The following is a 26,062-nucleotide window of genomic DNA, read 5'->3' on the forward strand; positions in this document are numbered from 1 at the left end:
TCGTCAGAACGCGCGCACGATGCCTTTGAGGGTGCCCCACAGGACATCCCGGTTACTGAAGTAGTCGCGCCAGACGGCGATCTTGCCGTCCCTCATCTCGAACGTGCCGCACACCCAGAATTCGCTGCGCAGCCGCTTGTAGATCAGTACGTCGGTGCGCTCGGTCAGGACGGCCGTTCCGTCGCCCGCGATGTGGTGCAGGCGCACGTCGAAACCGAAACCGGGACGGCTCATTCCGCGGAAGATCCGCATGACGGCCCCGATGCCGCGGATCTTCGGCAGCGACACGTTGTGCCACACGATGTCGTCGTGGAGATACTGCTGCGCGGTGTCCGGGTCGCCGGCGACGAGGGCGTCCAGGAATGCCCGGACCACCTCGACGTCCGCCGTGTCCGTGCGATCGGTTCCCGTCGGTGCATGCGAGTTCGTGCTCATGATCTTCTCCCCGTCGGTTGTGTCGGCTCAGCGGACGAATGTCCCCCGGCCTTCCGTGTCGTAGTACTCGAGTGTGACGTCGTTGCCGGTGAACGTGGCCTTCGAGATGGTTCCGGGCGGGGCGTTCTCCCCACTCAGCGTGAAGGTGAAGGTGTCACCGTCCCAATGGGTCAGGGGGTACGTCTGCCCGGCGGGTCCGAGCCCGAGCGACAGCGCGCCGTTGCTCTCGGTCACGATCGCGGGGCCCCAGTACGGGTTGTCGTACGTGCCCGCGTAGGTCGGCAGCGGTTGCTGCGGTGGCGCCGGGTTCGCTGGTGCCGTCTGGCCGACGAGGCTGCCCTCGGGGTCGAGCATCGGCGAGATGGCCTGCCGGTACAACGATCTCCAGTCTTCGCGGATCTCGCCGTACTGGACGAGGTCGGCGAACTCGGCGGTGAGGGTTTCGGGGATTCCGATGGGTGACCCGTTGGTCAGGGCGACGATCGCGACGTCGGCGGACGGAATGGCGACGAAGTTCGTCGCCACCCCGAGTTGGAATGCGCCGGAGTGGCTGAGGGAGACCCGGCCGGCCGACGTGGTCGAGACGTTGAACCCGTACCCGTACGATCCCGGACGGCTGTCCATCGAACGCGGTGGGCTGGACACGATCTGAGGACTGACCGCCGGTTGCAGCGCCTCGGGCGACACGATCTCCTTACCCTCGAACGTTCCGTCGGCCAGCAGCATTGCCAGCCATCTGCCCATGTCGTTGACGGACGAGCTCACCCCGCCCGCGGGGGACTGCGCGTCCGGGTTGCGCACCGCATCGGCGACGTACTTGCCGTCGACGAGTTGGTGTGCGACGGCGCGGTCGCTGCGGGCCTCGTAGTCGGCGAACCGCGAACTCGTGGAGGACATCCCCAGCGGCCCGTATATTGCCTGCTCGGAGAGGGTCGCCCAATCCGTCCCCGATGCCGCCGCGACGGCCTCGGCCGCCGCGGTGAGACCGAAGTTGGTGTAGTCGTAGGTGATCCGGAACGGGTTCAGCGGGTCGAGCCGGAGTTTGTCGAGCACCTGCTGCTGGTCGTAGCCCAGGTCCTCGAGGTGGTCGCCGGCGTGATCGGGCAACCCCGACCGGTGCGAGTACAGATCGCCCACCGTGACGTGCTCGGTGACCCACGGGTCGGCGAGGGCGAAACCGGGCAGCTTCGACACCACGGGGGTGTCCCAGCCGACGACTCCGGCATCGACCTGACGGGCCACCACGGTCGACCCCACCGGCTTCGACATCGACGCCAGCTGGAACACGGTGTCGGCGTCCACCTTCTGATCGGTGCCCGCCTCGCGCACCCCGAATCCCTTCGCGTAGACGGTCTGCCCGCCGTGGACGACGGCGACCGCCATGCCCGGCAGTCCCGAACTCTCCATCAACTCGTTCGCCAGTTCGTCGAGACGGCCCACGGCCTCGTCGATCCGGCCGTCGGGGATGTCGACGCCCGAGAAGGCGGCCGGGTTGGGCGGTCCGGACGACTCCGAGGTGGGGTTCGCGCCGGACGCGTCGGAGGAGCCCGCATCGTCCGCGTCGGAGCCGCAACCGGTCACGAGTGACCCGCCGAGGGCGAGTGCCGCGAGAAGTATCGTCAGGTTCCGAAGTCTGCGCATTGGTGATCCTCTGCTCGGGCCCGGGGCAGCTGTGAACTGTCAGCCTAGCGATGACAAGCCCATGACCTGGCTGTTTTCGTCACAACACCGGCGTTGTTCACGTCGAATCCACCGGTGGTCGACCCGGCTCCGGGTCGCGGACGCTACGGTGTGCGGATGCCGATTGAAAAAAACGACTCGCAGCTGCTCAGTGAGCTGGCCCCGGTGGTGGACGAGAACCTCACACGTCACATCGCCGAGGCGGATGGCTGGCAGCCGCACGATCTGGTTCCCTGGGACCAGGGCAAGAACTTCGCGTTCATGGGTGGAACCGATTGGTCGGCAGATCAGTCGACCCTGAGCGACGTCGAGGCGCTCGCGCTGACGGTCGGCGTGCTGGTGGCCGACAACGTGCCCGCATACCACCGTGAGATCGCCAAGCACCTCGCCCTGGTGGGCCCGTGGTGGCGCTGGGTCGGCCGTTGGACCGCGGAGGAGAACCGGCACTCCATCGTGCTCCGCAACTACCTGATGGTGACGCGTGCCGTCGATCCCGTCGCACTCGAGCGCGCCCGGATGGACGAGATGGTCCGCGGTTACGCGATGCCGCCGATGCATCTGATCGAGATGCTCGCGAACTCCGCGTTCGAGGAGAAGGCCGCGGCCGTGCGTCATCACAACACGGCGGCACTCGGCGAGGACCCGCTGGTGGCCGTGATCGCCGAGCGGCTGGCCTCGGACGACGAATTGCAGTCGCTGTTCTACCGCAACCTCGTCGAGGCCGCGTTCGAGCTGGTCCCCGACCAGACGATGCGCGCCATCGCTTCGCGGATCGCCGCGTTCGACGTGCCGAGCGTGGCACTGCCCGGCGGAACCGACAGCACCGCGGTGCTCGCCGAGGCCGGTATCTACGACCCCGCCCAGCAGGGGGAGAAGGTGTTCGCCCCGCTGCTCCGCTCGTGGAACATCGCCGGACGCACCGACCTCGGCACCGAGGGCGAGAAGGCCCGCGACGCACTGTCCGCGCTGCTGTAGGACGTCGACGCGAGAGGGCCCGCACCCGGTTTCGGGTGCGGGCCCTCTCGCGTCAGTAGGGTCAGTCCTTCACCTTCGCCATCGCCAGCACGTCGAGACGCTTGTCGAGTTCTTCCTCGCTCAGCTTGTCGCCGATCAGACCGCGGTCGACGACGGTCTCGCGGATGGTCTTCTTCTCCTTCAGCGCCTGCTTCGCGACCGCCGCCGCCTCCTCGTACCCGATCGCGGAGTTCAGCGGCGTCACGATGGACGGCGACGACTCCGCCAGGGTCTTGAGGTGCTCGGTGTTCGCGACGAGCCCCACGACGCACCGGTCGGCGAACAGCCGTGTCACGTTGGCCAGCAACGTCAGCGATTCGAGCAGGTTCCGCGCCATCATCGGGATGTACACGTTGAGTTCGAAGGCACCCGCGGCCCCGCCCCAGGCGACGGCGGCGTCGTTGCCGACCACCTGTGCGGCGACCTGGGTGGCGGCTTCCGGAAGAACCGGGTTGACCTTGCCGGGCATGATCGAACTGCCCGGCTGCAGGTCGGGGAGACGGATCTCGCCGAGACCGGTGAGCGGACCCGACCCCATCCAGCGGATGTCGTTGGCGATCTTGGTCAGGGACACCGCGATCGTGCGCAACGCGCCGGACGCCTCCACCAGACCGTCACGGGCGGCCTGCGCCTCGAAACTGTTCTTTGCCGGGGTCAGGGCGTCGATGCCCGTCGCCGTGACCAGCTCGGCCACGACCTTCGGGCCGAATCCGTCGGGGGCGTTGAGCCCCGTCCCCACCGCGGTGCCGCCGATGGGCAGCTCACCGAGCCGGGGCAGGCAGGCCACCACCCGCTCCATCCCCGCCTCCATCTGACGGGCGTACCCGCCGAACTCCTGACCGAGGGTGACCGGCACGGCGTCCATGAGGTGGGTGCGGCCCGACTTCACGACGGTCTTCCACTCGGTGGACTTGTCGAGCAAGGCCAGACGCAGGTGGTCGAGGGCGGGAAGCAGGTCCTTCACCGCCGACTCGGTGGCCGCGACGTGCGTCGCGGTGGGGAAGGTGTCGTTCGACGACTGCGACATGTTGACGTCGTCGTTGGGGTGGACGACCACACCGTTCGCCGCTGCGATCGACGCGATGACCTCGTTGGCGTTCATGTTGGAACTGGTGCCCGAACCGGTCTGGAAGACGTCGATGGGGAACTGGTCGTCGTGCTTGCCCTCGGCGATCTCGCCCGCCGCGGCGATGATGGCGTCCGCCTTCTCGGCGTCGAGGAGGCCGAGATCCTTGTTGACCTGCGCGCAGGCTGCCTTCAGCAGACCCATCGCGCGGATCTGGGTGCGTTCGAGGCCTCGACCGCTGATCGGGAAGTTCTCGACCGCGCGCTGAGTTTGCGCGCGCCACAGGGCATCCACGGGCACCCGCACCTCGCCCATGGTGTCGTGTTCGATCCGGTACTGCTGCTCGTTGCTCTCGGTCATGCGTCAAACATGCCACTTTCGAGCGCGTCGTGGGGGTGCTCCCCGTGCGCCTTTCCGGTTGCCGCAGCTACCGGAAAGGCGCACGAGCGCGGAGCGCCTAGAACGTCGGCGGGATGGCGCCGTCCTCGCCCGTGAAGTCCACGGACGAGTATTCGCGGAGCTTCTCCAGACGGTGGTACGCGTCGATCATGCGGACGGTGCCCGACTTCGACCGCATCACGATCGACTGCGTCGAGGCGCCGCCGCCGTAGTAGCGGACACCGCGGAGCAGGTCGCCGTCCGTGACGCCGGTGGCGCAGAAGAAGACGTTCTCACCGGACACGAGATCTTCGGTGGTCAGCACGCGGTCCAGGTCGTGGCCTGCGTCGATGGCCTTCTGCCGCTCGGCGTCGTCGGTCGGGGCCAGCCGGCCCTGCAGCGAACCACCCATACAGCGCATGGCGGCGGCGGCGATGATGCCCTCGGGCGTGCCACCGGTGCCGAGCAGGATGTCGGTGCCCGACTCCGGACGCGCGGCGGCGATCGCACCCGCGACGTCACCGTCGGAGATGAGGCGGATCCGCGCTCCGGTGTCCCGGACCTCTTCGATCAGCCGGGCGTGCCGGGGACGGTCGAGGATGCAGACCGTGACGTCGGAGGGCGACGCCTTGCGGACCTTCGCGACCCGCTTGATGTTCTCGGCGACGGGGGCTGTGATGTCGATGACATCGGCCGCGTCCGGTCCGACGGCGATCTTCTCCATGTAGAACACCGCGGACGGGTCGAACATCGCGCCGCGCTCGGCGACCGCGAGAACGGAGATGGCGTTCGGCATGCCCTTCGACATCAGGGTGGTGCCGTCCACCGGGTCGACGGCGAAGTCGCAGTCCGGTCCGTCACCGTTGCCGACCTCTTCGCCGTTGAACAGCATCGGCGCTTCGTCTTTCTCGCCCTCGCCGATGACGACGACGCCGCGCATCGAGACCGAGCTCACGAGCTGGCGCATGGCGTCGACGGCGGCGCCGTCGCCACCCTCCTTGTCGCCACGGCCGACCCAGCGACCGGCAGCCATCGCACCAGCCTCGGTGACTCGGACCAATTCCAGAGCAAGATTTCGGTCCGGGGCCTCGCGGCGACTCGAAGTGGTGCTAGCCGTCATGGGCAGTGCCTCCTGGTGCAGTCACGGTCGACGTTGTACGCCGACGCTGTGTCGGTGGCCGTCGGCCGCCGATTGTCGGGTGGATCTCGGTGCTGATTCTCCCAGAAAGAAGTGTGACGTGCGCTGCTGGGGCGCGATTCACGGGACCGAGAATCGTTGTTCCGGGACCGACCCTGGATACTGGTGGGCGTGGCATCTGATAAACCCCGCATCCTGCACAACAACCGCGACATGGTGTGGTCGCTCGTACCCCTTGTCCTGTTCTGTGTGCTGATCGCGGGTATCGCCAGCCAGTGCACGTTCAGCCCGGGCGGTCCGACGAGTGGCCCGATTCCCAGCTTCGACGTGGACGCGGCGCTGAAGTACGACGCGCAGGACCTGCCGTTCCCGGTGCGCAAGCCGGAGACGCCGGAGGGCTGGACGCCCAACTCGGGTAGCCGCAGCATCGTCAGCGGTGACGGCGGCGGTGATTCGAGCACCGTCGGATTCATCACCGAGGCCGGCCGCTACATCCAGCTGACGCAGAGCAACGCCGTCGAGACGGTGCTCGTGCCGTTCGTCGCGGGTGGTCCGCGCACGGCGACGGGCACCGAGGACGTCGCAGGTCACAGCTGGATCGTGTACGGCGGGGAGGGTGTCGAGCCGATCTGGGTGTCCGACTTCGGCGACGTCCGGCTCCTCGTCACGGGCAGCGCGCCACCCGAGGCGTTCGAGCAGCTCACCACCGCCGCGGCCGACGCCCCGATCCTCGCTGCCTGACTGCGGGGGCGAGGATCAGCCCTCGTCCTCGGCATGGGCGAGCGCGGTCTCGACGCGCTTGCGGGCCCCCGCGAGGTGCTCCTCGCAGCGTTTGGCCAGCGCCTCGCCCCGCTCCCACAACGCGAGTGACGCGTCGAGGTCGAGGCCGCCCTGTTCGAGCACCTTGACCACGTCGACGAGTTCGTCGCGGGCCGCCTCGTAACCGAGCTCCGCGATGTCGGTGTCGTTTCCGGTGGGGTTGCTCATGTTCCTACTTGTCCTTTCCCATCACCGCGGCGCGGATTGCGCCGTCGGCGACTCGAACGCGAATCTGGGTGCCCGGCGGGGCGTCGTCGATCGAACGCAGTACCTCCGGGTCGCCGTCCGGCACGATCCGCTGGACCACGGAGTAGCCGCGGGCCAGGGTCGCGGCGGGTCCGAGGGTCGTCAGCCGTGCCCGGAGGTGTTCGATCGTGGTGCCCTCGACGGCGATCGCCCGGCTGATGTCGCGTCGCCCGGCCTCGCGCAGTCGCTCGACCTCGTCCGACCGGTGGTCGAGTGCGCGCACCGGGTCGGCGAGGACCGGCCTGCTCCGCAGCTGGGAGATCAGGTGCGACTCGCGCTGCACCCAGTTGCGCAGGGCGGCCGCGCTCCGCGATCGCAGTTCGCCGACGAGTGCCTGCTCGGCGACGGCGTCCGGCACCACCCGCTTGGCGGCGTCCGTCGGTGTCGCGGCCCGCAGGTCGGCGACGTGATCGCTGAGCGGACTGTCCGGCTCGTGCCCGATGGCGCTGACCACCGGGGTCGTGCACGCGACGATCGCGCGGCACAGGGTCTCGTCGGAGAAAGGCAGCAGGTCCTCCACGCTGCCGCCGCCGCGCGCGAGGATGATCACGTCGACGTGGGGGTCGGCGTCCAGCTCCTTCAGCGCGTCGAGGATCTGCGGCACCGCGGTCGCGCCCTGCACCGGAGTGTTGCGCACCTCGAAGCGCACGGCGGGCCAGCGGCGCTGCGCCACGCTGAGGACGTCGTGCTCGGCGGCGCTGGCGCGTCCCGTGATCAACCCGATGGTGCCGGGCAGGAACGGCAGCGGACGCTTCAGCCGAGGGTCGAACAGACCCTCGGCGGCCAGCAGCGCGCGCAACCGCTCGATCCGGGCCAGGAGTTCGCCGATCCCGATCGCGCGGATCTCCGTGACCCGCAACGAGACCGACCCGCGGCCGGTGTAGAACGACAACTTGCCGAACATCACCACCCGGCTGCCCTCGGTGAGCGGGACGGGGGAGTTCTGCAGCAGTTGCGGGGAGCAGGTCACCGACAGCGACATGTCGACGGACGGATCTCGCAGCACGAGAAACGCCGTCCGGGTGCCCGGACGCGCGTTGATCTGGGTGATCTGTCCCTCCACCCAGACACTCCCGAGTCGGTCGATCCACTGTGCGACCTTGGCCGACACGGTGCGGACCGGCCAGGGTTGCTCGGCGGTGCTCGGTGCGGTACTGGCTGCGCGGGGCTGTGCGGAGGTCACTTGGCCTTGGCGGTGGTGATGCGGTTGGTCAGCATGGTCTGGAACGGCGCGCGGGCCAGGGTCGCGTTCTCGTAGTCCAGCAGCGTCGTCAGGTCTTCGACCGACAGGCTGCGCAGACGCGCCCGCAACTGGGCGAGGGTCAGCGTGCCGTAGTCGAGGACGACGGCGATCTCGGGTTCGGCGACGGCGGGCTTGGCGGCGGCGGGCTTCGTGCTCGCCGGCTTCGTGGTGGCGGCGCCGTTGGTGGCGACGGGTGCTGCCTTCGGGGCCGTGATCTTCTCGGGTGCGCCGTCGTCCTGCGGGCTCAGCGAGTACAGCGCGAACCGGCCCGGTCCGGCAGATCGCTCCTCGGCGGCGCCGTCGGCGCCGGATGCCGGTTCGACGTCCTCGTCGAAGACGGCCCAGACGGGCTGTTCGTCGTCGTGGGTCCAGTTGATCAGTGCGAAGGCCTGGTCGCCCTTGATGGCCAGCGCCGTCATGGACTGCTGAACGCGCATCGTGGTCTGCAGCACCTGGCTGACCGCGGTCATGGGCAGGGTCGCCGCGGTTGTCGGTAGTTTCCTGGCCTCTTCGACGGCCGTGACGGCGATTCCAGCGGCGACGCGCGCCATGAACGGGGGACGAATCATTCCCACAGCCTGCCTGACAACGGCACGTTTGGGTAGCCGACGTGCTTACAGTGTCGACGACTTCGGTGCGACGATGCGCACACTACCCCGCCGAGGCCCCGCGAAAGTGTCGTCCGTCCGGGGTGACCCGTAGTCTGGAGCCATGTCTTCGGCTGTTCCACTCAATGTGGGTATCACACGTTCGGCAGATTCGGGAGCGTCGCGTGCCGACGGCGAGAAGCGCGTACTGCTCGCGGAGCCCCGCGGCTACTGCGCCGGCGTCGACCGCGCCGTCGAGACGGTGGAGAAGGCGCTCGAGAAGCACGGCGCCCCCATCTACGTGCGTAAAGAGATCGTCCACAACCGGCACGTCGTCGAGACGCTGAGCGACCAGGGCGTGGTCTTCGTCGACGAGACCGACGAGGTTCCGGAGGGTGCGCTGCTCGTGTTCTCCGCGCACGGCGTGTCTCCTGCGGTCCACGAGTCGGCCGCGGCCCGCAATCTGCGCACCATCGACGCCACGTGCCCGCTGGTCACGAAGGTCCATCAGGAAGCCAAGCGGTTCGCCCGCGACGACTTCGACATCCTCCTCATCGGCCACGAGGGCCACGAGGAAGTGGAGGGCACGGCCGGCGAGGCCCCCGATCACGTGCAACTCGTGGACGGCCCCGATTCCGTCGACGCCGTGACGGTCCGCGACGAATCGAAGGTCATCTGGTTGTCGCAGACCACGTTGAGCGTCGACGAGACGATGCAGACGGTCGCCCGCCTGCGGGAGCGCTTCCCGAGTCTGCAGGACCCGCCGAGCGACGACATCTGCTACGCCACCCAGAACCGTCAGGTCGCGGTCAAGGCGATGGCCCCCGAATGCGATCTCGTCATCGTCGTCGGATCCCGCAACTCCTCCAACTCGGTTCGTCTCGTCGAGGTGGCGCTGGGTGCGGGCGCGAAGGCGTCGTACCTGGTCGACTACGCCCGCGAAGTGGATCCGGCCTGGCTCGACGGCGTCCGGACGGTCGGGATCACGTCGGGTGCGTCGGTCCCGGAAATCCTGGTGCGGGGGGTGATCGATCTGCTCGACGAGCACGGATTCCACGACGTCCAGCCGGTCACCACGGCCAACGAGACGCTGGTCTTCGCGCTGCCGCGCGAGCTTCGCGCCGCGCGGACCTGATCGGTCCGCTACCGGGGCTGTTCCCGCTCTAGCGGGGCTGCTCCGACTCGAACGGCGGCTCGTACCGGTCGCGGTAGCGCACCTGCGGAATGGGGTGGGCAGGCACGTCGGGGTTGGGCCGCGGCCGCGGTGTGGTCCGCGGCGGGACCGAGCGCGGTGCCTGCGTGGTCCGCGGCGGCGCCGAACGGGGTGCCTGCGCTGCCCGGTCGACCATGGGTGGTGGGGGTGCCGTGCGCCCGCCCGACGAGGACGAGCGGCGGGGTGGCGGTGTGGCCGCCCGCCGCGCCGATCGGGGATGCTCCCGTGCAGCGTCCCTTGCGGTGTCCCTGACCCCGTCCCTGTCCCGCGCCCGGCGCCGCGGCGGCGGGGCCTGCTCCGACTCTTCGGCTGCGAGCCGGGGGCGGGCGGTGCGCGGCGCCCGCTGCGCACGGCGACGCTCCGAGGTCCGCGCGGGACCGGTCTTGCGTTGCTGCAGCAGGAAGAGGCGGAGCCCACCGATCAGCAGTGTTACCACGGTGGCGGCGAGCATCACCGGGAATCGGTTGACCAGCGGATACGCCACGTTGATCGCCAGATCTTTGAGCGCGGTGCTGTTCTCGTCCGCGATCAGGCTCTGGCCGAGCGGCACCGCCACGAACAGGATCAGCGGCGGCTGGACGATCGCGGTGAACAGCGCACGGTTGCCGGCAGCGGCCACGGCGAGGACACAGCCGAGGAAGTAGAAAGTGGAGAACGCCGCCGTGAGTTCGGTGCCACGAGCCGCATCGACAGCGAATCCGACAAAGGTGACTCCGACGGCCAGGAGAATGACACCCCACCAGGGGAGACCGGGGACCGTAGGGACAATCGACCGCCTGTCGAGCGGCACCCCAGAGCGAGCACGTTGGGTTGCAGACACACAACGACAGTAGCGGCAACTCGTCGGCTAGCTCCGTTGGCGTGACCGGTGGAGCCCGAGAGATCCTGGAGATTTGTGTGTTGCGGGCACGAATCGAGGGCGCTGACCTCGGCAGCGTCGCCGTCGAAGACGTCGAGGTCGTGGAGCTCGCGGGCGGAGACTGTGACCCGGGACTCCATCGGCGCGTGACTCACGTGACTCATGGTGCACCCGCCCACCGACAGTCGCTTCGGCCGGACGCCACGCGGGCGAGGTCTTCGAGGTTGTCGGCACGGTGCTCTACCGTCTCGGGACATGAGGATCCTGCACACTTCGGACTGGCACATCGGACGCACGTTCCACGGGGTGGACCTGCTCGCCGACCAGGCCCGTGTGCTCGACGCGATCGCCGCTCTCGTCGCCGAGCAGCGTGTGGACGTCGTCGTCGTTCCCGGCGACGTGTACGACAGGTCGATCCCCAGCGCGGACGCCGTCACCGTGTGCAACCGCGGATTCGAAGCCATCCGCGACGCGGGCGCGGTCATCGTCGCCACGTCCGGCAACCACGATTCCGCTGCGCGCCTCGGCGCGGGTGCCGCGTTCTCCCGGGCGGGTGGGCTGCACCTCATGACGACGGTCGCCGGGATCGGCGCGCCCGTCGTGCTCGAGGACGCGCACGGACCCGTCGCGTTCTACGGCATTCCGTATCTCGAGCCCGAGATCACACGCGTCCAACTCGACGTGCCTGCCGCCCGGTCGCACGCCGAGATCCTCGACGCCGCGATGGACCGAGTCCGCACCGACCTCGCCGTGCGCTGTGAGCACGCGCCGCGCACCCGATCGGTCGTGCTGGCCCACGCGTTCGTCGTGGGGGCGGAGGCCACCGGGTCGGAGCGGTCCATTTCCGTCGGCGGCGTCGAGACCGTGCCGGCTTCCGCGTTCGGCGGGGCCGACTACGTCGCGCTCGGCCACCTCCACTCCCCGCAGACCCTCACCGAGAACATCCGGTACTCGGGTTCGCCGCTGCCGTACTCGTTCGGTGAGCGCACCCACGGCAAGGCCGTCTTCCTGGTGGATCTCGACGCCGACGGCCTGCACTCCGTCGAGCGGGTCGATCTGCCGGTGGTCCGCGGTCTGAAGCAGCTGACCGGCACGGTGCAGCAGTTGCTCGAGGACGACAGTTTCCGCGACGCCGAGGACTGCTACGTGTCGGCGGTGCTCACCGACCCGGAACGTCCGGTCGACGCCATGCGCTCGCTGCAGACCCGGTTCCCGTTCGCCGTCCACCTGGAGTGGCAACGCCCGGACGGCGCCGACGATCTGCGGTACCGGGACAAGGTGCACGGGCGCAGTGATCTGCAGATCGCCCGCAGCTTCCTCACCGATGTGCGCGGCGAACCGTCGACGGGCGAGATCCGGCTGGTGGAGGCAGCCCTCGGGTTCGCCGACCGGGCCGGCGAGGACACCGCCGAGGTCGCGCTGGAACAGACGGCATGAGGCTGCATCGACTGGAGGTCGAAGCCTTCGGGCCGTTCGCCGGATCCGTGGAAGTCGACTTCGATCGGCTCGGTGCCGACGGGCTGTTTCTGCTGCACGGTCATACCGGGGCCGGAAAGACGACGGTCCTGGACGCGGTGGCGTTCGCGTTGTACGGCACCGTGCCCGGAGCGCGGAAGGAGGGCAAGCGCCTCCTGTCCGATCACGCGCCCACCGGATCCGTCCCGACGGTGACCCTCGAGGCGACGATCGCCGGCCGGCATCTGCGGCTCGTCCGCAGCCCGGAGTTCGAGCGGCCCAAGCGTCGTGGGTCGGGCACGATCAAGGAGAACGCGAAGGCCACGCTGACCTGGCTCGACGGTCGCGGCGAGAACCTGTCGCGGATCCCCGACATCGCCGACCAGGTCGGGCGGCTGATGGGCATGAGCGCCGACCAGTTCTTCCAGGTGGTGCTGCTGCCGCAGGGCGAGTTCGCGAAGTTCCTGCGCGCCGACACAGAGGAGCGCGGTCAGCTGCTGGAACGGCTGTTCGACACCACCCGATTCGGGACGGTGGAGGAATGGTTCCTCGACCGCAGGCGCACCAGCGCCCACGAACTCGACGAGCACCAGCGGGCCGTCGACGTGCTGCTCGCGAGGGTCGCCACCGCCGCCGGGATCGAGGGCGGCGCCGACGCCGATCCGGTGACCTGGGCCCACAAGCTCGAGGACGAGGCGCGCGAAACCCGCGACCTCGCAGCGGACGAGCTGCAGAAGGCCAGGCGCCGGGCGGCGGGTGCCCGCGACGCGCTCACGGAGGCGCGCCGCGTCCTCGAACTGCAGAACCGCAGGCGGCGAGCCGAGATCGAACTCGACGCCCTCGCGTCGGGTGCCGGCCAGCGAGCCGTACTTGCCGCCGAACTGGCGGATGCGCGCCGGGCCGATCCCGTCGCGGCGGCGGTGCGGGACGCCGACGCCGCCCGGGCCGACGCCGCCGCAGCGGCGCGGAATGTCGGGACGATCACCGCCGGACTGCGCGCGACGGTGGGCGGCGCCGACCTCGTCGCGGAGTTGTCCTGGCCGCCGACCGCGGACGAACGCGAACGCATCCGGGCCGGTATCCGCACCTGGCGTGACGAGATCGTGCGCCTCGACGGGGCACTCGCCGAATCCGTTGCCGCAGAACGGCTCGCCGTCGAGGTGGAGCAGTTGCGGGCCCGGCAGATCGAACTCACCGAGGCCGCTGACGCGCTGTCGCGGGAGCGGGACCAGCTGCCGCTCGCGCTGCGGGACGCGGAGAAGGCGCTCGACTCGGCGGAGAAGGCCCGCGCCGCGCTGCCCGGACTCGTCGACGCGAGGGACCGCGCAGCCGACGCCGCCTCCGCTGCGGCGGATCTGCGCACCCGCCGAGTCGAGCGGGATCGGCTCGAACGGGCGGTGCACGAGGCCCGGGAGCGGCATCAGGACGCGCGGGAACACTGGCTCGACCTGCTGCAACGTCGGATCGCGGGCATGGCCGCCGAGCTGGCGGGCACGCTCGCGGACGGTGTCCCGTGCCAGGTGTGTGGTTCACCCGAGCACCCGCGGCCCGCCGAACCGTCCGATCTGTCGGTCACGAAGGCCGACGAGGACGACGCGCGTGCGGCGGAGCAGAGAGCTGCGGCGGCGCTGACGACCGCGACCGAGAACCTGGGCGCGGCCGAGCGCGCGATCGACGTGCTCGTGCAGCGCGGTGGCGACGGCGAAGCGCACGAACTCGCGCAGGCACTCTCGGCCGCGGAGGCGGCGGTGGGGGAGGCGACTGCGCTCGGCGACCAGGTGGAGCGCCGGTCCGCGACTCTCACCGAACTGCGGGACCGCGAGCGCCGGCTGCAGGAACGGTCGCGGGGGGTCGGTGCCGACGCCGCCACGGTGGCCGAGAGGATCACCGCGAGCACGACGCAGCTCGGCGAGATTCGCGCCCGGGTGAATCGGGCGTCGGGCGACGACCCGAGCGTCGAGGATCGGCGCGCACGCCTCGACACCCTCGCCGAGGCGGCGTCGGAACTGCTGGACGCGCGGGACGCCGGAGCCGGCGCCGAGTCCGCGGCCCGTGAACTCGCGGCCAAGGCCGACGCGCTCGCCGGGGACGCCGGTTTCGGCAGCATCGACGACGCCCTGGCCGCGGTCCGGACGGCTGCCCGCCGGAGTGAGATCGAGGCTGCCCTCACGGCGGCGCGGGACGCCGAGGTGGGGGCGCGCCGCGTGCTCGACGACCCTGAGGTCGCCGCTGTCGCCGACGCGGAACCGGTGGAATTGGCGGCCGTCCAGCACGCGCACGACGCGGCGGCGGAGCTCGTGGACGTCGCCGTCGCGGCTGCGTCCGACGCCGAGCGCCGACTGCTCGATCTGGAACGGTACGTCGGGCACCTCGACCAGACCGCCGAGGCGATTGCCCCGGTGCAGGCCGCACACGAAGAACTGGCCGCGCTGGCGGAGGTGATCGCGGGCCGGGGTCAGAACGCCAGGAAGATGTCGCTGCGGTCGTATGTGCTGGCGGCCCGGCTGGAAGAGGTCGCGGTGTCGGCGTCTGCGCGGCTCGGCCGGATGTCGGACGGGCGCTACGAATTCGTCCACAGCGACGAGGCCGGTCCGCGAGGCCGCCGCGGCGGTCTGGGACTGGACATCCGCGACGACTACACCGGGGTGGTGCGGTCGGCCAAGACCCTGTCCGGTGGCGAGTCGTTCCTGGCGTCGTTGTCGCTGGCGCTCGGTCTCGCCGACGTGGTGGCGGCCGAGTCGGGTGGGGTCGTGCTCGACACGGTGTTCATCGACGAGGGATTCGGCACCCTCGACGCGGACACCCTCGACTCGGTGATGGGTGTCCTCGACGAGCTACGCGACGGCGGCCGGGTGGTGGGGATCGTCAGTCACGTCGACGAGATGCGTCAGCGGATCCCGAGCAGGCTGCACGTGATCCGCGGACGCACCGGCTCCACCCTGGAGGTGGTGGCCGGCTGACCGTCGGTCAGTCCGGCTTGGACGAGACGGCGGCCTCGTCGACGGTGACGCCCTCCCGTTCGGCGTCGTCGAGGTCTTCGTTCGCGGCGACGGCGTCGGGGATGTTGCTTTCGGCGCTGTGCTCGTCGATCTGCTCACCGATGTAGCGCACCACCACGGCGGCGACGGCGGCTGCGGGCACCGCGAGGAAGGCTCCGACGATCCCGAACACGGAGCCACCGGCGGTGACGGCGAGCAGAACCACGACGGCGTGCAGTTTCATGCTCTTGCTCTGGAGGACGGGCTGCAGCACGTTGCCCTCGATCTGCTGCACCACGAGGATGATGATCAGCACGATCACCGCGGTGGTGAGACCGTTGGCGACCAGCGCGACCAACACTGCGAGCGCGCCGGCGACGAATGCACCGACGATCGGGATGAAGCCACCGATGAACGTCAGGATCGCGAGGACCGGTGCGAGCGGAACACCGAGGATCAGCAGTCCGGCGCCGATGAAGACGGCGTCGACGAGGGCGACCAGAGCCTGCGTGCGGATGAACCCGCCGAGCGTGTCCCACATGCGGCCCAGCACCTCTTCGAGGTGACGGCCGGCGCGACCACCGCTGACGGAATGCAGCCACGGGATGAACCGGGGACCGTCCTTGATGAAGAAGAACGACAGCACCAGCACCAGGCCGAGCGTGATGAGCAGCGAGCTGGCGGTGCTGACACCGGTGAACACCCCGGACGCGATGACCGTTCCACTTTCCTGGACCTTCACGATGATCGTGTGGATGCCCTGGTCGATCTGATCGTCCTGCAGGTTGATCGGCGGGCCCTTCAACCAGTCCTGCACCTGGTTGATGCCCTGGGTGGCCTTGTTGGCCAGCTCGGGGGCCTGCCTGACGACGGACGGCACGATGCCGGCGATGATCCCGGCGACGACGGCGATGAACAGGACGAGCGTCGTCGCGGCGGCCGCCGCCGGTGGGATGCGCCGCTTCGTCATCGCCCGCGTCGGCGGCCACAGCACCGTGCACACCACGACCGCCAGCAGCACCGGGAGGACGATCACCCACAGCTTCTCGATGATCCATCCGAACAGCAACGCGCCCAGCGCGATTGCCACGAGGACCAGCGACCACTTGGCCAGCCACATCGCACCCAACCCGATGAGGTGCCCGCGGTCCGGCTTCGTGATCGTGCTCCCGGACGGTGCCGGGGCTTCCTTCTCCGTCACAGATGGTCCTCCCTGCCGTGTCTGCTCAGCCGATCAGTACTGACAGTACTGGGGAACGCGGGGACGGCACGGTGCGGTCAGCAGCAGCGGGCGCCCGGGTTGGCGTCGGCGTCCGCGTAGCGCGCTCGCCAGTACTCCCGCTCGCTGGGCACCTCGGCATCCGGATGGTGGCGGCGGAGGTGCTCGACGTACCTGCTGTAGTCGTGGTCGCCCATCAGTGCTCCCGTCCACCACCAGGCGGTCCGGACGGCCCCCACGACCCTATTCATCATGATGGTGTGCCCTGTCCGTGTGGGTGTGTGCCGCGCCGGGTGCGCGGACCGCGCCCGAGGCGATGAGTTCGTTCCATTCCTTGTCGAGTTCCTTCTCGGCGGCGGTGGTGACGAACCCGGCCGGTGCGAAGATCTTCGACGGTTCCTCGGGTGCCTCGGTGGTCGGCAGTCCACCGGCCCGGAACGCCCTGAGGCACACGAGCGCTCCGGCCACCACGACAATGAGGACGAGGCCGGCGAACACGATCGACAGGGTGCCCTGGATGAACGTGTTGCGGATGACGGCGTCGATGGCCTCGGGGGTCTTGGCGGATCCGAAGCTGGTCTTGCCTGCTTCCTTCGCCTCCTTGAACGCGGCGTGCTGGGACCAGTAGCCGACGGAGGTGTTGCCGGAGAAGATTTTCTGCCAGGACGCGGTCATCGTGACGATCAGGTCCCAGACGAGGGGAACGCCCGGAATCCACGCCCACTTGAACAGGCCCTTCTTCATGACGATGGCGAGGACCACCGTCAAGGCGATCGCGGCGAGCAGCTGGTTCGCGATGCCGAACAGTGGGAAGAGGGTGTTGATGCCGCCGAGCGGGTCGGTGACGCCCATCAGGAGGATGGCGCCCCACAGTCCGACGACGGCGAGCGAGCACACCCACGCTCCGATGCGCCACGACGGATCCTTGAACTTGCGGGCGGGTCCGCCGAAGTTGCCGAGGGAGTCCGACAGCATGAACCGGGCGACCCGGGTACCGGCGTCGACGGTGGTGAGGATGAACAGCGCCTCGAACATGATCGCGAAGTGATACCAGAACGACTTGAGGGCGGCGCCGCCGAGGAACTGGCTGAGCACCTCCGACATGCCGAACGCGAGCGTCGGGGCACCGCCGGTGCGCGAAATGATCGACTCCTCGTCGACGCCCGCCGCGGCCTGCGAGAGGGTGTCTGCGGAGATGTTCGGGCTGGACAGTCCGAGGCTGTTCACATACGTCGCGGCCGTTTCGGGGGTGCCTCCGGTGAGGGTGGCCGGCGCGTTCAGCGCGAAGTACAGGTGCTGGTCGATGATGCACGCGGTGACGAGCGCCATGATCGCGACGAACGACTCGGTGAGCATGCCCCCGTATCCGATCAGCCGCATCTGCTTTTCCTTTGCCAGCAGTTTGGGCGTCGTACCGGAGGAGATGAGGGCGTGGAAGCCGGACAGCGCGCCGCACGCGATCGTGATGAACAGGAACGGGAACAGTGAGCCCGCGAAGGCGGGACCGTTGCCCTGGATGGCGAACGTCGTGACGTCGGGCATCTTGATGGCGGGCTGCGCGACCAGGATGCCGATCGCCAGCAGGACGATCGTGCCGATCTTCATGAACGTCGACAGATAGTCACGCGGAGCGAGGAGCAGCCACACGGGCAGCACGGAGGCGGCGAAACCGTAGGCGATCATCAGCCAGGCGATGGTCACCTTCGACAGCGTGAACCAGTCGGCGCCCCAGCCGGTGTCGGCCACCCAGCCACCGGAGACGATGGCGAGGAGCAGCAGCACGACGCCGATCAGCGACACCTCCGCGACCTTGCCCGGGCGCAGGTACCGCAGGTAGACGCCCATGAAGAGGGCGATCGGGATGGTCATGGCGATGGAGAAGACACCCCACGGGCTCTCCGCGAGCGCGTTGACGACGACGAGCGCGAGCACCGCGATGAGGATGATCATGATGACGAAGACGCCGATCATGGCGGCGATGCCACCGACGACGCCGAGTTCGTCGCGGGCCATCTGGCCGAGGCTGCGGCCGCGGCGTTTCGTCGAGATCCACAGGACGAGGAAGTCCTGGACGGCCCCGGCGAAGACGACGCCGATGATGATCCACAGCGTGCCCGGCAGGTAGCCCATCTGGGCGGCGAGGACGGGGCCGACGAGGGGGCCGGCGCCGGCGATGGCGGCGAAGTGGTGACCGAACAGCACCCGCCGGTCCGTCGGCATGTAGTCCTTGCCGTTCTCGAGGATCTCGGCGGGGGTGGCCCGGTCGTCACGGGGCTGGACGAGTTTGCGCTCGATCATCCGCGCGTAGAAACGGTAGGCGATGAGGTAGGTGCAGACGGCGGCCACCACGAACCAGACGGCGTTGATGTTCTCGCCGCGGACGAACGCGATCATCACCCAGGCGATGCCGCCGAGAAGGCCGAGGACGGCGAACGTGATCCGCGCCGCCGGCGAGATCGGGGTGCGGTCCACGACGCCGACCGGCGGCAGATCCGGATCGGTCTTCAGGTACTCGACCTCGGATTCGGGGGCGGCTCTCAGGGCCATCGCGAACTCCTTCCCGGCGTCCCCGTCGTCATTGTGTGCCAGGGGCGACGCCGTCGACAGGTGCCACATCTTTTGTGGCCCCCGTCACCCTATTGCGCCGACGTTCGGTTCGACGAAAAAACGACGTCAGAAGCGAGTCGAGTCGGCATCGATCCAGTCGGTGAGCCAATCCGACGGCGGGTCCTCGAGTAGCTCGCCGGGCATCAGCCACTCGTACAGTTCCGCGTAGGTGCGGGTGGTGACGCCGTCGATCCGGCGGTTGAGCATCGCTGGTGTCAGTTGGTCGAAGCTGTCGAGACCCATCGACGCCACCATCTGACGGGCGCCTGCCACCGTCGACTTCTGGAACCGGAACACCCTGGCCGCCTTGTCGGGGACGTCGAGTGCGCGGGTCCGGGCCGGGTCCTGCGTGGTCACCCCGACGGGGCAGCGGTTGGTGTGACACATCTGCGCCTGGATGCACCCGACGGCGAACATCATCGCGCGGGCGGCCAGGGTGAAGTCGGCCCCCTGGATGATCCGTTTGACGATGTCGGATGCGCTGGCCACCTTCCCGGACGCGCCGATCTTGACGCGGTCCCGCAGGCCGGTGCCGGTCAGCGCGTTGTGCACCAGCATCAGCCCTTCGGTGAGGGGCATGCCCATGTTGTCCTCGAATTCCACTGGACCCGCACCGGTTCCGCCTTCGGATCCGTCGACGATGACGAAGTCCGGGGTGACGTCGCGTTCGAGCATGGCCTTGCAGATGCCGAGGAACTCGATGCGCGATCCGACGCACAACTTGAACCCGACGGGTTTTCCGCCGGACAGCTTTCGCAGGGTGACGATGAAGTCGATGAGCTCGTTCGGGGTGGAGAACGCGGTGTGCGCGGGCGGGGAGATCACCGTCTTCCCGACCGGCACGCCGCGCGTCTCGGCGATCTCCCGCGACACCTTCGCGCCGGGCAGCACACCGCCGAGCCCGGGTTTCGCGCCCTGCGACAGTTTGATCGAGATCGCCTTCACCTGCTCGAGAGCGGCGTGCTCGGCGAATCTGGCGGGGTCGAAGCGGCCGTCGTCGGTCCGGCAGCCGAAGTAGCCGGACGCGATCTCCCAGATCAGGTCGCCGCCGTGCTTGCGGTGGTAGGGGCTGATCGCGCCCTCGCCGGTGTCGTGCGCGAACCCGCCGCGCGCGGCCCCGGCGTTGAGGGCTTCGATGGCGTTGGCGGAGAGCGAGCCGAAGCTCATCGCCGACACGTTGAGAAGCGCGATGTCGTAGGGCTGTTCGCAGTCGGGGCCGCCGAGGCGCACGGTCGGCGCTTCGGGCGGGGCCATACGTGCGCGCAGCGAGTGGACCATGAACTCGTAGCCGACGGCGTGGACGTCCCGTTCGGTGCCGAACGGCTCCTCGGCGAGCGTGCCCTTGGCGCGCTCGTAGACGAGGTCGCGGGTGTCGCGGTCGAAGGGCGTTCCATCCGTGGACGATTCGATGAAGTACTGCTGGATCTCGGGGCGGATCTTCTCCAGCAGGAATCGCGCGTGCCCCAGCACCGGGTAGTTCCGCAGGATGCTGTGCCGCCGTTGCAGCAGGTCCCACGTGCCCAGGGCGGCCGCCGCGAGCAGGAGGAGGGCGGCGAACCACCATCCGGTGGCCACACCGACGGTCAGGGCGAGAGCGCCCAGGCCGAGGATCCATAGCGTGAGGACGATCAACCATCGGGTCACGTGCTGAGACTAGAACCTCACGTGAGTGCCGACGCGTACTCCGGCGCACTTTCCCACTCACGTGGGGGAGAGGGTGGGATAGTGGAGGCACGAGGTCAGCTGTCACATCAGGGGGATGTCATGTCGGAGATCAATCCGGAATCGTCGAGCAATCCGGTGCCGCCGAAGCCGGGGGACACGGGCGCCTACGGTTACCAGTACCCGTCGCAGCAGCAACAACCGGCGCAGTCGCAGCCGTACCCGGGGCAGTACGGGCCGCCGCCGCTGCCGCCGTCGAATGCCGGGTGGGCGGTGGCCGCCGTTCTCTTCTTCTGGCCGCTCGCGTTCGCCGCGTTCAACCACGTCCACGACGTCTACCCGAAGTGGGCGATGGGCGACTACCAGGGCGCCCAGTACGCGTCCGACCGCGCCAAGGCACTCGGCAAGATCGCCCTGTGGATCTGGGTGGCGCTGATCGTCGTCTTCGTGATCGGGTACGCCATCCTGATCATCGCCCTCGTCGCGAACAGCAATACCAACAGCTGGTGAGGGCGATGGTCGTTGATCCGGCGCCGACGCCGTAGAATCCAACGACCGTGAGCCTTACCCTCGGAATCGTCGGACTGCCCAACGTCGGCAAGTCCACCTTGTTCAACGCGCTGACCAACAACGACGTGCTGGCCGCGAACTACCCGTTCGCGACCATCGAACCCAACGTCGGCCTGGTGGAACTGCCCGATCCGCGGCTGTCCAAGCTCGCCGAGATCTTCGGTTCCGAGCGCATCCTGCCCGCCACGGTGTCGTTCGTCGACATCGCCGGCATCGTCAAGGGCGCCTCCGAGGGCGCCGGCCTCGGCAACAAGTTCCTCGCCAACATCCGCGAGGCCGACGCTATCTGCCAGGTGGTTCGCGTGTTCCACGACGACGACGTCGTGCACGTCGACGGCCGCGTCGACCCGGCGTCCGACATCGAGGTGATCGAGACCGAGCTCGTCATCGCCGACATGCAGACCCTGGAGAAGGCCCTGCCGCGGCTGGAGAAGGAAGCGAAGAAGAACAAGGAGCTCAAGCCCATCCACGAGGAGGCGCTGAAGGCGCAGGAAGTCCTCGACTCGGGCAAGACCCTGTTCAGCGCGAAGGACAAGCTGGACTTCACGCTGCTGCGCGAGCTGAGCCTGCTCACCACCAAGCCGTTCCTGTACGTGTTCAACGCCGACGAGTCGGTGCTCACCGACGAGGCGAAGGTCGCCGAACTGCGCGCCTCCGTCGCCCCCGCCGATGCCGTGTTCCTCGACGCCAAGGTCGAGCAGGAACTCCTCGAACTGGACGAAGAGGACCGGCAGGAGATGCTCGACTCCATCGGGCAGTCCGAGCCGGGCCTGCACGCCCTCGCCCGCACCGGCTTCCACACCCTCGGCCTGCAGACCTACCTCACCGCAGGTCCCAAGGAATCCCGCGCCTGGACCATCCACAAGGGCGACACCGCCCCGCAGGCCGCCGGCGTCATCCACACCGACTTCGAGCGCGGCTTCATCAAGGCCGAGATCGTCTCCTTCGACGACCTCGTCGCCGCCGGATCCATGGCCGCCGCCAAGGCCGCAGGCAAGGTCCGCATGGAGGGCAAGGACTACACCATGGCCGACGGCGACGTGGTGGAGTTCCGCTTCAACGTCTGACCGCGTCTCCCCGCACGAGAACTGCGACGACGCCTGCGCCGAGGAGTGAGATCAGCCCTGTTACGACGGCGGCATGGTTCCATCCCGTCACCATGCCGTCGATGGTGCCTGAGGGGTCGAGGGCGATGATGCTGACGACGGTGACGCCGATGGAGGAGCCGAGGTAGCGGGCGGTGTTGTTGGCTCCGCTTCCGAGGCCGCCCTGGTCGGCGGGGACGCTGGCGACGGCTTGGCGGCCGAGGCCGGCGTTGAGCAGGCCGCTGGCGACGCCGGCGAGCAGCAGTCCCGGGACGAGTCGCAGCAGAGACGATTCGGGGGAGAGTCCCGTCATCGTGAGCATGGCGACGCCGACTCCGGCGAGTCCGATGACCAGTTGCGGTGAGCCGGCGAGCCGTGCGGGGAGTGTCCGCGCCAGCAGTGACGCCACGACGCTCGTGCCCGACCACAGCGCGATCACGCCGGCCGCGGCGAGTGTGCTGACGTGCATCGTCTTGACCAGGAACGTACACGCGAACGACATCAGACCGATGATGCCCGCCCCGGTCGCGAGTGCGGCCAGGGTGGCGGCGAGGAAGTCGCGGCGGCGGAACAACGCGAGGTCGAGCATCGGGAATGGACGCCGCCGCTCGACGCCCACGAACGCAAGGGTGAATGCGGCGGCGCCGACACCGCACAACACGGTCGCGGCGGTGTTGCCCTGCCGGCCTTCGACCAGGGCGACGAGGACCAGAACCATCGCCGCGCACAACGTGACCGCTCCGGGGACGTCGATCCGCTTCGGGACGGCGGACCGCGACTCGGCCAGCGCACGCGTCGCGACCTGTCCGATCGCGACCGACGCGACCGCGAGTGCCCAGTACAGGCCGCGCCACCATCCGGCGAGGTCGAGGAGACCCGCGAGCACGGGACCGACGGCGATGCCGGCGCCGACGCTCGCGCCCCAGATTCCGCTCGCCGTCGCACGCGCCGCCGGTGTGGTGAAGGCGTGGGCGACGGCTCCGAGGCTGGCCGCGATGAGCGCTGCGCCCGCCACACCCTGGACCAGTCGTCCGAGGATGAACAGGACGGGTTCCGAACTGACCGCGCCGACCACGGCGCCCAGTGCGAGAAGCCAGGCGCCCCAATGGAACACCCGGCGGCGGCCGTAGTCGTCGGCGAGTGCGCCCGCCGTCAGCAGGACTGCGGCGAGGCCCACGCTCATCGAACTGAGAATCCACGTCTGCGCCGCGGGGCCTGCCGACAACGCCGCGGCGACGGTGGGCATGTTGCCGAGTGGGGCACAGAACGCGACCAGGGCGACGAACGTGCCGAGCGACGCGACGGACAGCGTGGTGCCCGGGCGGGGTGAGTGTGTGGAGATCGCCGGGGCAACCGCAGTTGGTCTGTTCACAAGACTGAACTTAGAACTATTTTGGTCTGGTGACAAGACCAGGCTGCGGTAGCATGGGGAAGTGGCACTGGGAACCGGGTACTCGCAGCAGAACTGCAACCTTGCTCGCGCGCTCGAGGTGGTGGGCGAGCGGTGGACGATGCTGGTGCTGCGCGACTGCTTCTACGGCGTCCGCCGCTTCAGTGATCTCCTCGCCCACCTCGACATCTCCCGCGCCGTCCTGACGGATAGGCTGGCCGCCCTCGTCGAGGCCGGAGTCCTCGTCCGCGTTGGACGCGGTCATCCAGAGTACGAACTCACCGAGGCCGGAAAGGCGCTGTGGCCGAGCATCTATGCGCTCTCGCAGTGGGGCGATCAGTACGTGTCGCCCGGCAATTACCCCGGCCGGGTGTTCTCGCACGCCGAATGCGGGACCCAACTCGACCGTTTCGGGCGGTGCCCCGGCTGCGGCACGATCCCGGGACCGGAAGACCTCGTCGTCGCACCTGGGCCGGGGGAGGCCGTCCACCCTCGCAACGACGCCGTCGCCGTGGCCCTGCGGGAACCCCGCAGGATGCTCACCCCGCTGCGGCCCCGCAGCGATGCCTGACCGTCACGCCGCGACGCGCAGTGGTGGTTCGAACGTCGCCCGCACCTGCAGCCACTGGGCGAGGATCTGACATCCGGTGAGTCCGCTCGCGTCGAGTGGTTCGCTGGCGTACGCGATGTGCCGCCCGCCGCGCGCGTTGACGACGCGCACACCGCGAAAGGTGAGGCGCGGCGGAAGGTAACCGAGTACCTCGATCATCGCGGTCCGCAGCCGGCCGAGGTCGGTGCGCCACTGCCGTGGGCTGAAGCGTGTCTTGGTCGCATTCTGGAAGCTGTTGCTGCGGATCAGTTCCCACGTCTGGGAGAGCCACGTCCGCAGCGAGCGGAACGACATCCACCGGGTGAGGTCGGCGATGTCGCGGACGTAGCTGTCCTCGCTGGCATTGCAGATCATGTCGTCCGGGTGCGCGATCCACTGCACCGGTACCGACTCGGGTATCGGTGCGCCGACGCCCGCGACTCCGCGCCCGCGGCACGCCGGTACCACTCCCGCCGGCTGTTCGGGGTCGGAGACGAGACCCACGGCGGCGAGGTTGCCGGCGGGCAGGGCGCCGGTGGCGATCTGCCCGAGCACCTCGCGGATCACGGTGCATCCCTGCGAGTACCCGATCAGCATGACGGGTCCGGGAACGTCCTCCATGGCGTCGATCAACCGGCGGACTCCGACCTCGGTGCTCTGCCGGTAGCTGAGCCCGCCCGCGGCGACCGGGCCGTACGACGCCGGATAGCCGACCCACCGACATGCGAAACGGTCGTCGAGGGCGTCGGTGACCTCACGCAAAAGCCCGGAGACGTGGCGCCGGTGGTCATCGGGGTGGGACTCACCGGTACCACCGACGGCGAGAAGGGTCACCAGGGGCATGACGTCCATCATGCCGACGGACGATAAGGATTCGATCGGCCGATCCTGAGAAGTTCCTGGCAATCCTTATCACCCGACCGCCAGCGCGATCAGCGCCACCAAAGGCGGCCCGCTCTGTGACAGCGCGCCGACGACGCCGTCGCCGCGCGGCCTGCTGAGCGCCATGCGATCCGACGCGGCCAGGGCGAGGCCGGCCAGGAACATGAACAGGCAGGTGTAGACGACGAGCGTGCGGCCCTGAACGTCGTGACCGGCCCACCAGAGCGCGACGCCGGCGACTGCTCCGGAACCGAGGAACAGGTTGTAGAACCCGACGTTGAACGCCCACAGGTGGGCGGCGGGCACGTCGCTGTCCGGAATCCGGAAGACGCCCTCGTGCACCGACGGTCTGCGGAACAGGAGCGATTCCCACGCGAACGCCAGCAGGTGCACCGCGGCGGCGACCAGGGTGGCGATCTGCGCGACGACGATCATGATGCACCCGCCCCGGTCGCCAGCGCGACGCCATAGCGGTCCGCGACCTCGTGCAGCATTCGGGGCTCATCCTCGGGCCGGTGGCCGTGCCCGACCGCGTCGAGTTCGGCGAAGAAGCCACTGTTGGCGGCCCCGGCGACGACGAGGAGGAAGGCGGTGGTCGGGGAGAGGACCGTGAACGTATTGATCGTCCCCGCCTCGATGACGATGGTCTCGCCCGGCGCGAGCTCGTATCCAGTGTCCCCGGCCTGGACGAGAATCCGGCCGCGCAGCATGTGATACGACTTCGACCACGGTTCCGCGTGGAGAGGGCCGGGCGTCCTGCGGGGTGCTTCGACGAGAAACACTTCGTATGCCCCGCCGACGTGACCCCCGCCGACCAGGACCGTGATGTCGGCGTCCGGCACGGTGAGGCGCCGGCCGTCGCCTGCTCTGACTACGTGAACGTGAGTGGACATACTGCGACGCTATGACGCGCACAACAGGGTGCCCATCCCAGGAATCTGGGATGG

The 26,062-nt window shown here is 69.0% G+C and carries 24 protein-coding genes; 8 read left to right on the plus strand and 16 right to left on the minus strand.

The annotated features are described in order from the left end of the window. Window positions 1-3: 3 nt before the first annotated feature. Both ROP_RS29410 and ROP_RS29415 read right to left on the minus strand, forming a co-directional pair. The gene (locus tag ROP_RS29410) at window positions 4-435 is read right to left on the minus strand and encodes a limonene-1,2-epoxide hydrolase family protein (protein ID WP_015889661.1); all 432 of its coding nucleotides are present in this window, start codon (window positions 433-435) and stop codon (window positions 4-6) included. Between the two features lie 27 nt (window positions 436-462). Beyond that, on the minus strand, window positions 463-2,076 hold the full coding sequence (locus tag ROP_RS29415; protein WP_015889662.1) for a serine hydrolase: 1,614 nt from the start codon (window positions 2,074-2,076) through the stop codon (window positions 463-465). Window positions 2,077-2,232: 156 nt separating this feature from the next. Between ROP_RS29415 and ROP_RS29420 the strand changes: the two genes are divergently transcribed. Next, window positions 2,233-3,090 (plus strand): acyl-ACP desaturase, encoded by an 858-nt coding sequence (locus ROP_RS29420; protein ID WP_015889663.1) that lies wholly within the window; start codon window positions 2,233-2,235, stop codon window positions 3,088-3,090. Window positions 3,091-3,151: 61 nt separating this feature from the next. Here the strand turns inward: ROP_RS29420 and ROP_RS29425 are convergent, their stop codons facing one another. Together ROP_RS29425 and glpX are read right to left on the minus strand one after the other, a co-directional pair. Further along, on the minus strand, window positions 3,152-4,555 hold the full coding sequence (locus tag ROP_RS29425; protein ID WP_015889664.1) for a class II fumarate hydratase: 1,404 nt from the start codon (window positions 4,553-4,555) through the stop codon (window positions 3,152-3,154). A gap of 97 nt (window positions 4,556-4,652) precedes the next feature. Next, window positions 4,653-5,693, minus strand: coding sequence for a class II fructose-bisphosphatase (glpX, locus tag ROP_RS29430; protein ID WP_015889665.1), 1,041 nt, complete (start codon window positions 5,691-5,693; stop codon window positions 4,653-4,655). Between the two features lie 189 nt (window positions 5,694-5,882). Between glpX and ROP_RS29435 the strand changes: the two genes are divergently transcribed. Next, the gene (locus ROP_RS29435) at window positions 5,883-6,452 is read left to right on the plus strand and encodes a DUF4245 domain-containing protein (protein ID WP_015889666.1); all 570 of its coding nucleotides are present in this window, start codon (window positions 5,883-5,885) and stop codon (window positions 6,450-6,452) included. A gap of 15 nt (window positions 6,453-6,467) precedes the next feature. Here ROP_RS29435 and ROP_RS29440 read toward each other — a convergent pair whose 3' ends face one another. From ROP_RS29440 to ROP_RS29450, 3 genes are read right to left on the minus strand one after another with little or no spacing between them, the layout of a single operon-like run. Then, window positions 6,468-6,698 carry an exodeoxyribonuclease VII small subunit gene (locus tag ROP_RS29440; protein WP_015889667.1) on the minus strand — a complete coding sequence of 77 codons (231 nt, stop codon included), beginning with the start codon at window positions 6,696-6,698 and terminating at the stop codon, window positions 6,468-6,470. 4 nt (window positions 6,699-6,702) lie between these two features. Next, complete coding sequence (gene xseA, locus ROP_RS29445; RefSeq protein ID WP_015889668.1) at window positions 6,703-7,959, minus strand: exodeoxyribonuclease VII large subunit; 1,257 nt, start codon at window positions 7,957-7,959, stop codon at window positions 6,703-6,705. Further along, window positions 7,956-8,588, minus strand: a complete 633-nt coding sequence (locus tag ROP_RS29450) for a lipid droplet-associated protein (RefSeq protein WP_015889669.1) — start codon at window positions 8,586-8,588, stop codon at window positions 7,956-7,958. Before ROP_RS29450 ends, xseA begins: the two co-directional genes overlap by 4 nt. Before the next feature lie 142 nt (window positions 8,589-8,730). Between ROP_RS29450 and ROP_RS29455 the strand changes: the two genes are divergently transcribed. Beyond that, window positions 8,731-9,741, plus strand: a complete 1,011-nt coding sequence (locus ROP_RS29455) for a 4-hydroxy-3-methylbut-2-enyl diphosphate reductase (RefSeq protein WP_015889670.1) — start codon at window positions 8,731-8,733, stop codon at window positions 9,739-9,741. Window positions 9,742-9,769: 28 nt separating this feature from the next. Here ROP_RS29455 and ROP_RS29460 read toward each other — a convergent pair whose 3' ends face one another. Continuing rightward, entirely contained in the window at window positions 9,770-10,639 is an 870-nt protein-coding gene (locus ROP_RS29460) for a DUF6542 domain-containing protein (protein WP_015889671.1), read from the minus strand. Between the two features lie 294 nt (window positions 10,640-10,933). Between ROP_RS29460 and ROP_RS29465 the strand changes: the two genes are divergently transcribed. Then, window positions 10,934-12,115, plus strand: coding sequence for an exonuclease SbcCD subunit D (locus ROP_RS29465; RefSeq protein WP_015889672.1), 1,182 nt, complete (start codon window positions 10,934-10,936; stop codon window positions 12,113-12,115). Continuing rightward, window positions 12,112-15,093 (plus strand): AAA family ATPase, encoded by a 2,982-nt coding sequence (locus ROP_RS29470; RefSeq protein WP_015889673.1) that lies wholly within the window; start codon window positions 12,112-12,114, stop codon window positions 15,091-15,093. Before ROP_RS29465 ends, ROP_RS29470 begins: the two co-directional genes overlap by 4 nt. 7 nt (window positions 15,094-15,100) lie before the next feature. Here ROP_RS29470 and ROP_RS29475 read toward each other — a convergent pair whose 3' ends face one another. The 4 genes from ROP_RS29475 to ROP_RS29490 form a co-directional block, all read right to left on the minus strand. Then, window positions 15,101-16,312 (minus strand): AI-2E family transporter, encoded by a 1,212-nt coding sequence (locus ROP_RS29475; protein WP_015889674.1) that lies wholly within the window; start codon window positions 16,310-16,312, stop codon window positions 15,101-15,103. A 77-nt stretch (window positions 16,313-16,389) separates the two neighbouring features. Beyond that, a complete protein-coding gene (locus ROP_RS29480) occupies window positions 16,390-16,581 on the minus strand; it encodes a YbdD/YjiX family protein (RefSeq protein ID WP_043826878.1) in 192 nt (63 codons plus the stop codon). Further along, window positions 16,574-18,877 carry a carbon starvation CstA family protein gene (locus ROP_RS29485; protein WP_015889676.1) on the minus strand — a complete coding sequence of 768 codons (2,304 nt, stop codon included), beginning with the start codon at window positions 18,875-18,877 and terminating at the stop codon, window positions 16,574-16,576. The genes ROP_RS29480 and ROP_RS29485 overlap by 8 nt, the downstream gene beginning before the upstream one ends. Before the next feature lie 126 nt (window positions 18,878-19,003). Continuing rightward, window positions 19,004-20,581, minus strand: a complete 1,578-nt coding sequence (locus ROP_RS29490; protein WP_015889677.1) for an FMN-binding glutamate synthase family protein — start codon at window positions 20,579-20,581, stop codon at window positions 19,004-19,006. Between the two features lie 120 nt (window positions 20,582-20,701). Between ROP_RS29490 and ROP_RS29495 the strand changes: the two genes are divergently transcribed. Together ROP_RS29495 and ychF are read left to right on the plus strand one after the other, a co-directional pair. Continuing rightward, complete coding sequence (locus tag ROP_RS29495) at window positions 20,702-21,109, plus strand: CD225/dispanin family protein (RefSeq protein WP_015889678.1); 408 nt, start codon at window positions 20,702-20,704, stop codon at window positions 21,107-21,109. A 47-nt stretch (window positions 21,110-21,156) separates the two neighbouring features. Beyond that, entirely contained in the window at window positions 21,157-22,236 is a 1,080-nt protein-coding gene (ychF, locus tag ROP_RS29500) for a redox-regulated ATPase YchF (RefSeq protein WP_015889679.1), read from the plus strand. On the opposite strand, the gene ROP_RS29505 is transcribed toward ychF, so the two are convergent. After that, window positions 22,226-23,626: an MFS transporter gene (locus ROP_RS29505; RefSeq protein ID WP_015889680.1), complete on the minus strand. Its 1,401-nt coding sequence runs from the start codon at window positions 23,624-23,626 to the stop codon at window positions 22,226-22,228. The genes ychF and ROP_RS29505 overlap by 11 nt on opposite strands. A 61-nt stretch (window positions 23,627-23,687) precedes the next feature. On the opposite strand from ROP_RS29505, the gene ROP_RS29510 reads away from it, so the two are divergent. Next, entirely contained in the window at window positions 23,688-24,215 is a 528-nt protein-coding gene (locus tag ROP_RS29510) for a winged helix-turn-helix transcriptional regulator (RefSeq protein ID WP_015889681.1), read from the plus strand. Between the two features lie 3 nt (window positions 24,216-24,218). Here ROP_RS29510 and ROP_RS29515 read toward each other — a convergent pair whose 3' ends face one another. Genes ROP_RS29515 through ROP_RS29525 form a run of 3 tightly spaced genes read right to left on the minus strand, consistent with a single transcriptional unit; the run spans window position 24,219 to window position 26,008 of the window. Then, window positions 24,219-25,088, minus strand: coding sequence for a cutinase family protein (locus ROP_RS29515; protein ID WP_080512534.1), 870 nt, complete (start codon window positions 25,086-25,088; stop codon window positions 24,219-24,221). Between the two features lie 57 nt (window positions 25,089-25,145). Further along, window positions 25,146-25,550: a DUF1304 domain-containing protein gene (locus ROP_RS29520; RefSeq protein WP_015889683.1), complete on the minus strand. Its 405-nt coding sequence runs from the start codon at window positions 25,548-25,550 to the stop codon at window positions 25,146-25,148. Then, complete coding sequence (locus ROP_RS29525) at window positions 25,547-26,008, minus strand: hypothetical protein (RefSeq protein WP_015889684.1); 462 nt, start codon at window positions 26,006-26,008, stop codon at window positions 25,547-25,549. Before ROP_RS29525 ends, ROP_RS29520 begins: the two co-directional genes overlap by 4 nt. Window positions 26,009-26,062: the final 54 nt, after the last annotated feature.

This window comes from Rhodococcus opacus B4, from assembly GCF_000010805.1.
Taxonomy (GTDB): domain Bacteria; phylum Actinomycetota; class Actinomycetes; order Mycobacteriales; family Mycobacteriaceae; genus Rhodococcus_F; species Rhodococcus_F opacus_C.